This window comes from Paenibacillus sp. FSL R7-0312, from assembly GCF_038004445.1.
Taxonomy (GTDB): Bacteria; Bacillota; Bacilli; order Paenibacillales; family Paenibacillaceae; genus Paenibacillus_AQ.
In genome coordinates this window covers 7,204,260-7,214,937 of sequence record NZ_JBBORE010000001.1, presented here as the reverse complement: position 1 = coordinate 7,214,937, position 10,678 = coordinate 7,204,260, and the positions used below count along the sequence as shown (strand labels likewise).

Sequence of the window (10,678 nt, the reverse complement as noted above, 5' to 3'; positions counted from 1 at the left end):
GAGGCATCACTATGAACGGTTTACAGTTCGACCCTACCCGGCAGCTGGATTTAATCGCCATTGGCCGGCTTTGTATAGATCTGAACGCCAATGAAACCGGGAGACCGATGGAAGAGACGATGACCTTCACCAAATATGTCGGCGGCTCTCCGGCCAATATTGTAATCGGTGCAGCGCGTCTGGGTATGCGTACCGGCTTCATCGGCAAGATTGCCGATGACCAGATGGGCCGGTTCATCCGCAGCTATCTGCAGAAGGGCGGCATAGATGACAGTCAGGTGAGCGTTGACCGGACGGGTGCGGTGACGGGGCTGGCTTTTACAGAAATTAAGAGCCCGCAGGAATGCAGCATTCTCATGTACCGGGATCATGTGGCCGATCTCCTGCTGAAGCCAGAGGAAATCTCGGAGGAGTATATCCGCAGCTCCAAAGCGCTGCTCATCTCCGGCACCGCTCTCGCGCAGAGCCCTTCCCGTGAAGCGGTATTCCTGGCGCTGGAGTTTGCCCGCAAGCATGGGCTTACTGTATTTTTTGATCTCGATTACCGGCCGTATACCTGGACTTCGAAAGCTGAAACGGCGGTCTATTATAACCTGGCGGCTGAGAAATGTGACTGTATTATCGGGACCCGGGACGAATTCGATATGATGGAAAACCTCTATAATCTCGCAGGTGCGGACGATAAGGCAACGGCGGCACGCTGGTTCGCGCATCAGGCAGAGCTGGTGGTCATCAAGCATGGCGGCAGCGGATCGATCTCTTATACCGCGGATGGGCAAAGCCATAGAAGCGGTATTTTTCCGGCTAAGGTGCTGAAGACGTTCGGTGCAGGTGATTCCTATGCCTCGGCCTTCATCCACAGTCTGATGAACGGGCACAGTGTCAGTGAGGCGATGCGGCGCGGCAGTGCGTCGGCATCCATCGTCATCTCCCGCCATAGCTGCTCCGATGCCATGCCAACCCTCAACGAGCTGGAAGACTTCCTGCTCTCGAACGAGGAGATTACATCAGGCGCACAATAAGCACATATGCGGGGGACAGAAGGAACCGGCGGCGATTACACATTCAGGCAGCAGCAGAACAGACTGAAGTCATTACCAGCAGACATCAATAGAGCCGAAGGAGTGGACAGAATGACAGTGCCAACTGCACAAATACTGAAGAATTATATTGACGGACAATGGGTAGAAGCGGATACAGCGCAGACGGAGCAGGTAGTTAATCCGGCGACGGGTGAGGAGCTGGGCAGAGTTCCCCTGTCTTCGAGAGCCGATGTGGACCGGGCGGTGGCGGCGGCAAAAGCAGCTTTTGCCGGATGGTCCAGTACGCCGGTGCCGCGCAGGGCACGGATTCTGTTCAAATACCAGCAGCTGCTGGTTGAGAATTGGGAGCCGTTGGCGAAGATCATCACACTGGAGAACGGTAAAAGCTTCAAAGAAGCCTACGGCGAAGTGCAGCGCGGCATTGAATGTGTAGAATTCGCGGCAGGCGCCCCGACGCTGATGATGGGCCGGCAGCTGCCGGATATTGCGACTGGGATCGAGTCCGGCATGTACCGCTATCCGATCGGGGTGGTCGGCGGGATTACCCCGTTTAATTTTCCGATGATGGTGCCCTGCTGGATGTTTCCGCTGGCGATTGCCTGTGGCAACACCTTTGTGCTGAAGCCTTCGGAGCGTACACCGCTACTGGCGGCACGCCTCGCTGAACTGCTGGAGGAAGCCGGACTTCCGAAGGGCGTGCTGAATGTAGTGAACGGTGCGCATGAGGTGGTGAACGGCCTGCTGGAGCATCCTGATGTGAAGGCGATTTCTTTTGTCGGATCGCAGCCGGTGGCAGAGTATGTCTATAAAAAAGGGACAGACCATCTGAAACGCGTCCAGGCTCTGGCCGGAGCGAAGAACCATTCGATCGTACTGGCGGACGCGAACCTGGAGGCATCGGCTTCCCAGATTGTGAATGCGGCCTTCGGCTCTGCCGGGGAACGCTGTATGGCCTGTTCTGTGGTGACGGTGCAGGAGGAAGTGGCCGATGAGCTGATCTCCATCCTATTGCGTGAATGCAACAGCATGACCATCGGGAATGGCCTGCAGGAGGATACGTTTCTTGGGCCGGTGATCCGGCAGGGGCATAAAGACCGGACGGTTGCCTACATTGAACAGGGGATCGCGGAAGGGGCGAAGCTGCTCAGGGATGGCCGGGAGGATGCTGCGGTGCAGGAAGCGGGTTATTTTATCGGGCCAACGTTGTTTGACGGAGTGACGGAGGAGATGAAGATCTGGCAGGAGGAGGTCTTTGCGCCGGTGCTGTCGGTCATCCGGGTGAAGGATGTCGCTGAGGCGGTGGAGATTGCGAACCGCTCGCGGTTTGCGAATGGAGCGTGTATTTTCACCAATGATGGCGGCAAAGTCCGCTATTTCCGCGAGCATATCGAATCCGGGATGCTGGGTGTCAATGTAGGCGTACCGGCACCGATGGCCTTCTTCCCGTTCTCGGGCTGGAAGGATTCATTCTACGGCGATCTTCATGCGAACGGAAGCGACGGGGTGGAATTCTATACGCGCAAAAAAGTGGTCACCGCCCGTTGGCAGTAGGGCGAAGATGAAGGGGGGACATCAGGTGGAACGGATCAAATTAACGACAGCGCAGGCGCTGGTTAAATTTCTGAATCAGCAGTATGTCGATTTCGGCGGCGGGCCGGAACGCTTCGTGCACGGTGTATTCACCGTGTTCGGACATGGCAATGTACTCGGACTCGGACAGGCACTTCAGGAAGCGCCGGGGGAACTGACGGTCTATCAGGGACGCAACGAGCAGGGAATGGTTCATGCGGCGACCGCGTTCGCCAAGCAGAGCCGCAGGCGGAAGATTATGGCCTGTACCGCTTCGGTAGGGCCGGGGGCGGCCAATATGCTGACGGCTGCCGCTACGGCGACGGCGAATCAGATTCCGGTGCTGCTGCTGCCGGGGGATACTTTTGCCACCCGCCAGCCGGACCCGGTGCTGCAGCAGATGGAGCATACCTATAATCTGTCGATCTCGGTTAACGACGCCTTCAAGGCAGTAAGCAAATACTGGGACCGGGTCTGCCGGCCTGAGCAGCTGATGTCGGCTATGCTGAATGCAATGCGGGTGCTGACGGATCAGGCGGATACCGGGGCGGTAACAATCGCGCTGCCGCAGGATGTACAGGGGGAGGCTTGGGAGTATCCGCTTGATTTCTTCCGCAAAAGAGTTCACCGCGTCCTTCCCCGGCTTCCGCATCCGGCTGAGATCGCTGCTGCTGCCGAGCTGATTGCGGGCAAGCAGCGGCCGCTGCTGATCTGCGGCGGCGGTGTCCGGTACAGTGATGCCGGAGAGGCACTGCGCGCTTTTGCAGAGAAATTCGCCATCCCGTTCGGGGAGACCCAGGCCGGAAAAAGCGCGGTCGCCAGCAGCTTCGAATACAACCTCGGCGGTATCGGTGTCACCGGCAATGGCTGCGCCAACGCGCTGGCCCGGGAGGCTGATCTGGTGATCGGCGTCGGCACCCGGTTTACGGATTTCACTACAGCTTCCAAGAGCCTGTTCGGTCATTCCGAGGTGAAATTCCTGACGCTCAACGCCTCGCCTTATCACGCGGCCAAGCTGGATGCGCTGGCTGTTGTCTGTGATGCTGCGGAAGGATTGAACGCATTATCCGCAGCTCTGGAGGAGCGGGGGTACCGCTCAGCGTATACGGATGAGATCGTGGAGGCCAAGAAGGCTTGGAGCGCGGAGAGAGTACGTCTCGCCGGTGTGGAGTATCCGGGGAATGCCGGAGATGCGGGCAGCTTGCCGGGTGGCATGACGGAAGGTAGCGTTAAGCAGGATCTGGCTGATCGCGCAGCAGATTCGTTTATTCCGGAGATAGCTGGTCATCTGGATGAGAAGCTCACCGAATATGCTGAGGTGCTGGGTACTTCGCTTACACAGACGCATGTGCTGGCGATCCTCAATGACACCATACCGCAGGATGCAATTGTCATTGGAGCCGCAGGCAGTCTTCCGGGAGACATGCAGCGGATGTGGAACTCGGAGATACCGGATACCTATCATATGGAATATGGATTCTCTTGTATGGGCTATGAAATCTCGGGTGCGCTGGGTATCAAAATAGCCGAGCCGCAGCGCGAGGTCTACGCGCTGGTCGGCGACGGCAGTTACCAGATGCTGCATTCAGAGCTGGTAACCAGCCTGCAGGAGAACCGCAAGATTAACGTCATTCTGCTGGACAATGCAGGCTTCGGGTGCATTAATAACCTGCAGATGGAGCAGGGAATGGACAGCATGGCAACGGAATTCCGTCACCGGGGTCCGGACGGCCAGCTCAGCGGTGAACTAATGCGTATCGACTATGCTGCGAGCGCTGCCGGTTATGGGGTTCAGACCTTCCGCGCGGCGACAGCCGGGGAGCTTCAGGCTGCTCTGGCGGCGGCCCGGAAGTCGGAACGCTCCACGCTGATCGACATCAAGGTGCTGCCCAAGACGATGACCCATGGCTATGGGGCCTGGTGGAATGTGGGGGTAGCTGAAGTATCCGGCAGTAAGGCTGTGCAGGCTGCTTACCAGCAAAAATCCAGCGAGCTGAAGAAGGCCCGCAGCTACTGAGAGTGCACAGGGTTTACTGAAACGGAAGCCCTCCTACTTGAAGGAGGGCGCAGCCGTTGCGACTTGCCGAAACGGCGGGCTGGTCAGCTTCCTGAAGCCACATCATGAAGATGAAGCCTGCCATACTTGGGATTGTGGAAGGGGTAGAACAAGATGATGTTCCGAGAACATGCCATCCAGCTGGCCATTGCTCCGATCGCCTGGACCAATGATGATATGCCTGAGCTTGGGCAGGGCAATACCTTCGAGCAGTGCATCAGCGAAATGGCGCTTGCCGGGTATCAGGGCAGTGAAGTCGGCAACAAATACCCGCGCTCCCCGGAGGTGCTGCGCCGGGCATTGGAGCTGCGCGGTCTGAAGATTGCCAGTGCCTGGTTCAGTGCGTACCTGACGGTACGCCCGTATGAGGAGACGGCAGAAGCTTTTTGCATACACCGTGATTTCCTGCATGAGATGGGCGCCAAAGTCATTGTAGTATCCGAACAGGGACGGAGCATTCAGGGACAGATGGACACGCCGCTGTTCGCTGACAAACCGGTATTTACCGGCCAGGAGTGGGCGGCGCTTGCGGCTGGTCTGGGCGGACTGGGGCGGCTGGCGGCTGAGAAGGACATGACACTGGTGTATCACCATCATATGGGGACCGGTGTGCAGACGGCTGCGGAAATCACCCGGCTCATGGAGCTTACCGATCCTGGTGAAGTGTCGCTGCTGTACGATACGGGGCATCTGGCCTTCTCCGGTGAGAACCCGCTGGAGGTTCTGCGCGAGCATCTGCCGCGGATCAGGCATGTGCATCTGAAGGACATCCGGCCGGAAGTGGTCCAGCGGGTGACTACGGAGAAGCTGAGCTTCCTCCAGGCGGTAAAAGCGGGAGCGTTCACCGTACCGGGGGATGGCTGTATTGCGTTCTGGGAGATTTTTGCCGAGCTGGCTGCCTCCCCCTATACGGGGTGGTTCGTCGTCGAAGCGGAGCAGGACCCGGCGCTTGCCGATCCGCTGGAATATGCCATCAAGGCACGGCGTTATATCCGGGAACTCAGCGGTTTATAAGCCATAAGGGTGGTAGTCGTTATAGCTGAGGGGTGAAAGTATGCGGGGGTGCACGGCTGCGGCTGTGCTTACTCCGCTTTTTCATGGAATGGTGGTTGATGGGGGGCACCCGTATGATAAAAATGGGCTGGGGGCGTGAATAAGGAGCAGGAGTAGGCGAGAAATCACATTTTTCAGGTAACCGCCGACCCTCCCGCCGCTCGTCCCTGGTGACATCCGCCTCCACATCCCGGGTGCTGGCTCCTATTCCTTTGGGCTATATAGATTGTACTTGTAAGTTGTCCGTTCTGGGATGGCCGTGACTGCTAATGCTCCAACAGTTATATAATTCTCCTATGTCACTTTTCCCTGTTTGTATATTTTTCAAGTTCAATCAATATAACTCATCGTTTCTGCTGATGTCCGTCCATCGGGTTGTTTCCACATATATCCACACCTAGCTTGCTTAACCCAAGCAGGCAGGGCATAAGAAGCTGGCGGGGAAGATAGCTGCGGCGAATTGACTTTATCTGGTTGGCTGGACCGGGAGCGCGTATGCTATAATGGCAGGAATTCGGGCAGAAGTTATGTCTATGACCCCCTCAGTTGAATGTCTGTATTTGCCGCGGCTTCGTTCAGAGCGGTGTTTGTTATTGAGCGGCCGGACCGCGGACGGGTATCTAGATGGTTGTGGAGGAGGTTGTCTATTGTTTCGTACCTGGTATCGCCGATTGGTGCTGTCCTATTTCCCTATTTTTTTGCTGACGGTGACGATTCTGATCTTTGCCTCATTTGTGTTTATTAACGATATCTCCCGGATGGAGACGAAGAAAGCAGACCGCATCTCAGCCAGCTATCTCAGGGATAGTGTGGACCGGACGATCAAGGAAGCCGAGTTGTCGGTGCTGGAAGCGGTTGAGCGAAGCGATATCTACAAGCTCTATTTCAATAATCAAGGCGAGCCGGAGCAGGGAACAGTCTATGCAGTTGCCCAGAGTCTGCGTAATATGATGAAAGAATCCTCGTATATTCAATCCGTCTATTTGTATGACCGTGTCCATGGAAGCGTTTTAACAGATACGGGCTTGAAGGAGCTTGAAGGATTCTTCGACGAGGACTGGATTAAGGCCATGACCTCCACTCCAGTGTTACCGGAAGGGTGGCAGCCGGTCAGGGAGTATAATTCTGACCTGTTTCAGCGTACCCCCATCCGTGTGCTGACTACCAACAAAGCGATGCCGCTTCCCTTCGGCTCCGGGGGCATGCTGGTCATCAATCTCAAAATGAGCGCCATGGAGCAGCTTATCGACAGTATGGTCAACCAGCAGCTTTCTTACATGACCATTCTGGACAGTAACGGGGAGACGCTGTACCAAGCGCATTCCGACACTGAGGGTGCCACCCGCGGCAAGCTGCTGAATACGCTGAAGCTGGAGAGAAACGGCTGGACGTTCGCAAGCGGAATCAAGGCCGGGAACCTGTTCAATTGGGTTTCTGTGATTTCTTATCTCTGGGTAGCGATTGCCATCGGGACTGTAGTATGTGCGATATTGTATCTGATCTATGTGACCCGGCGCAATTATAAACCGATCCAGGTGATTATGAACCGGATTGAAGGCCATCAGATCCGCATGATGGATCAGTCTACCGACAGGCCTGACGAGATGATGCTTATTGACGGGGTGCTGGAGGATCTGATCAATCACATGACCGATTATGATAAAAAAAGCAGGGAGAACCTGCTTCTGCAGCGCAGCAAGCTGTTCACCGATCTGCTGCATAGCGAGCGGCTGGAGCAGGTGACCCAGCGGCTGGAGGAGCTGTCGCCCCTTACCGGTGCCGAGGCCTCATCACGCTTCATGGTTGTATTAGCTGAGATTAACCAGTATGAGCAGGTCTTCGAGGACCGCTATACCCGCGGCGACCAGAATACGCTTAAGTTTGCCCTGATGAATGTGTTCCAGGAACTGGCGCGGAATTCGGAGCTGCAGGGGTGGGCAGAGTGGGTAGGAACCGAGCGCGCTGCGATTCTCTTCCTGGCAACCGGCAGCGATCAGGAGATGGAGGCCAAGATCCGCATCTTCGCGGAGGACTGCCGCTCTTGGGTAGAGCAGAATCTGCGGATTTCGCTCAGCTTCGGGATTGGCTCCGCAGCAGCCGGGCCGGCCAAGATCCGGGAGTCTTATGCTGCAGCCGAATATATCATGCAGCATAAGCTGCTGATCTATGGGGATATCGCTTTGGCCGAGAGCGGCGAAGCGCGCCAGCCGCTGCTGGAGACGTATAAATATCTGCAGATGATCGCGGAGTTCGTGAAGCACTTCCGCATGTCGAGCGGACAGTGGCGGGAGCAGCTGGAGCGGATCTTTGAAGCGTTTGAACAGGATTTCCTGAAGGACGAAGAGATCCGTTCCCTAATCCAGGCTATGCTGCAGATGCTGGGCCGGGAAGTGGCGGTAATGTCCGAGCAGCTGCAGGACGAGCTGTCGGCGGAGAATGCGCAGGTCCGGCTGAAGCAGCTGGAAGAGGCCGAGGCCATCCATGAAGTGAAGGCTATTTTATTTGAATATGTCACCGATTTATTCCGCACCTATGTCTCTGTCAGCGAAACCAAAAGCTACCGGGCCATGGTCAATGAGATGAAGGATTATATCGAAGAAAATTTTGCCAATCCCGATCTGTCGCTGAAGCATCTGAGTGACCGGTTCCAGGTCTCCGGCAAATATGCCAGCTATCTGTTCAAGACGGAATTCAAAATGAAGTTTGTGGACTTCCTCACTGAGCTGCGGATGAAGGAAGCTGAGCAGCTGCTGGCGGAGACGGATTATTCCCTGCAGGATATCGCGCTTCAAGTAGGATATGCGAATGCCATTTCATTCGGCAGGGTATTCAAACGGATTGCCGGCATCACGCCGGGCGATTACCGCTCCTCGAAACGCCGCGAAGCCTCCAGAACCTGAGCCGCAGGTTGGGCCGAAGCTTCAACATGGTTACATCAGCTACACTCTGTACACCCAGGCCGCATCACTCGTCCGCTAACCTCCGAAAAAGGGGTGCGAACAGCGATGCGGCCTATATTTTTGCCGATGTGAAAGCGGTTTATCGTACGAAAATCGTTGGTCTGATAAACCGGATGTCCGAATTCAGGCGCTGTAGCTCATCCGAAACAGGTTTATTGCCAGACCCCCAAAAGTTATGGAATACTGTGGGCATCCCGAAGCAGCAAGCAGCCTTGAACGCTAAAGGCCCATGTTGCTTGAGGGACACCGCTAAGAATCGGGCACTATACAAGCTCGGGGGTATCATGAAGTCACCATTATAGCCTGCTAAGGCGAGGGAGATGGAACAATGACAGTGAACGTAAACCAAAGAGTTCTGAAGAAGGCAATCGGCATCGGCTTGACCGCAGTAATGGGGGCTACTCTGCTTGCAGGCTGCTCCTCTGATGGCAAGAGCAATTCGGCAGCCGGAGGTACAGAAGCACCCGCTAAAGCCGAACGCGTAACTCTAAAGGTGGAGATCTTCGACCGCGGCAAAAGTCCGAAGCAATACACGATTACCAATAACTTTATGTCCCAGATGATTCAGAAAAATTTCGGTGATCCCAATAACATTGACGTCGAATTTGTACCGGTGCAGCGCTCCGAGGAAGTCACGAAGCTGAATGTACTTATGGCAAGTAACTCCGATGTGCCGGATATTGTGTTTACTTATGATTCCAGCGTCTTCTACCGTTATGCCCAGCAAGGCGGGCTGACGGATGTCGGTCCCCTTCTTGAAGAGCACGGTCAGACGCTGACAAAATTCATTGGTGACGAGACGATGGCCTTCGGCCAGCTCGACGGCAAGCAGTTCGCCATCCCGGGTAAACGGGCGATTACAGGCCGCTATACTTCATACATCCGCCAGGACTGGCTGGATAAGCTGGGGCTGCCGGTACCGAAGAATACCGATGAGCTGTACACTACTTTGAAAGCGTTTAAAGAGAAGGACCCGGGCGGTCTTGGCAGCAAAACCATTCCGATGGGCATGTCCCTTGGCTCGGCTCAGCTAGAGACGCTGATCTACTCCTTCATTAAGCCGATCAGCGGCGATCTGACCTACAGCCAGCGCTACGAGCTGCCGCTGCATGAGGGCTTTAAGGATGCGGCACAGTTCCTCAACAAGCTCTACAATGAAGGGCTGGTCAGCAAGGACTTCAGTCTGGATGAAGACAAGGCCCAGGTGTCCAAGGACATTCAGAACGGCAACGTCGGCTTCTTCTCCGAGGATGTGGATAGCCTGTTCTATGCCGACGGTACGCTGGATAATCTCTACAAGAATGTACCGGGCAGCAAGCTGCTGCCGGCGGATGTCCTCACCAATGCCAAGGTGGACAATAAGTATATCAAATCCCGCTATGCCTCGAACGGCATGTACATCATGATCCCTAAGAGCAGCAAACGTGCAGTGGAAGCGGTGAAATACCTTGACTGGATGGCGACAGGCAACAATCTGATTGACATCTACAACGGTGTTGAAGGCGAGAACTACGATATGGTGGACGGCATCCCGGTCGTTAAGGCTGATGTATCCCAGGAATTCCAAGACCGTCTGTTCACTTCCGGGGACACCGCGATTATCTCCAACGGCAAGAACCTCGGCGACCAGGCTATGAATGAGAAAGCTTGGATTATGGGCTTCCCTGCGAACAACCAGGAGGCGCTGAAGCAGTCGATCGATATTGCCAACACGGATACCGTGGGTCCTATCGTCTTCGGTAAGCCGATTGAAGCAGAATCGAAATACGGCACTACGCTCAGCGACAAGCTCAACGTCATTATCGTGAAGACCGCGATGGCGAAGCCGGAGGAGTTCGATACCACCTTCGAGCAGGAAATGAAGGATTACATGTCTCTGGGCGGAGACAAGCTGAAAGCGGAGCTGGAGCAGGCGCTAACAGAGATTTCAGCCAAATAAACTAAAAAAAGTGAAAACCGGGGGGAGCTGGCATGCTGCTCTGCCCGGTTTTTTCTCC

At 55.5% G+C, this 10,678-nt stretch carries 6 protein-coding genes; all 6 read left to right on the top strand.

Features of this window, described 5'->3' with window-relative positions; genetic code table 11:
* The first annotated feature begins 11 nt into the window (after positions 1-11).
* The 6 genes from iolC to MKX70_RS31130 all read left to right on the top strand — a co-directional run bounded on the left by iolC (position 12) and on the right by MKX70_RS31130 (position 10,620).
* Positions 12-1,022 carry a 5-dehydro-2-deoxygluconokinase gene (gene iolC / locus MKX70_RS31155; protein WP_042233796.1) on the top strand — a complete coding sequence of 337 codons (1,011 nt, stop codon included), beginning with the start codon at positions 12-14 and terminating at the stop codon, positions 1,020-1,022.
* 111 nt (positions 1,023-1,133) lie between these two features.
* Positions 1,134-2,594 carry a CoA-acylating methylmalonate-semialdehyde dehydrogenase gene (locus MKX70_RS31150; protein WP_042241843.1) on the top strand — a complete coding sequence of 487 codons (1,461 nt, stop codon included), beginning with the start codon at positions 1,134-1,136 and terminating at the stop codon, positions 2,592-2,594.
* A 7-nt stretch (positions 2,595-2,601) separates the two neighbouring features.
* Positions 2,602-4,629, top strand: coding sequence for a 3D-(3,5/4)-trihydroxycyclohexane-1,2-dione acylhydrolase (decyclizing) (gene iolD, locus MKX70_RS31145; RefSeq protein ID WP_445323692.1), 2,028 nt, complete (start codon positions 2,602-2,604; stop codon positions 4,627-4,629).
* A 156-nt stretch (positions 4,630-4,785) separates the two neighbouring features.
* The gene (gene iolE, locus MKX70_RS31140; protein WP_340790240.1) at positions 4,786-5,682 is read left to right on the top strand and encodes a myo-inosose-2 dehydratase; all 897 of its coding nucleotides are present in this window, start codon (positions 4,786-4,788) and stop codon (positions 5,680-5,682) included.
* A gap of 686 nt (positions 5,683-6,368) precedes the next feature.
* On the top strand, positions 6,369-8,621 hold the full coding sequence (locus MKX70_RS31135) for a helix-turn-helix domain-containing protein (RefSeq protein ID WP_340789409.1): 2,253 nt from the start codon (positions 6,369-6,371) through the stop codon (positions 8,619-8,621).
* Between the two features lie 388 nt (positions 8,622-9,009).
* Positions 9,010-10,620 (top strand): extracellular solute-binding protein, encoded by a 1,611-nt coding sequence (locus MKX70_RS31130; RefSeq protein WP_042233801.1) that lies wholly within the window; start codon positions 9,010-9,012, stop codon positions 10,618-10,620.
* The last annotated feature ends 58 nt before the right edge of the window (positions 10,621-10,678 follow it).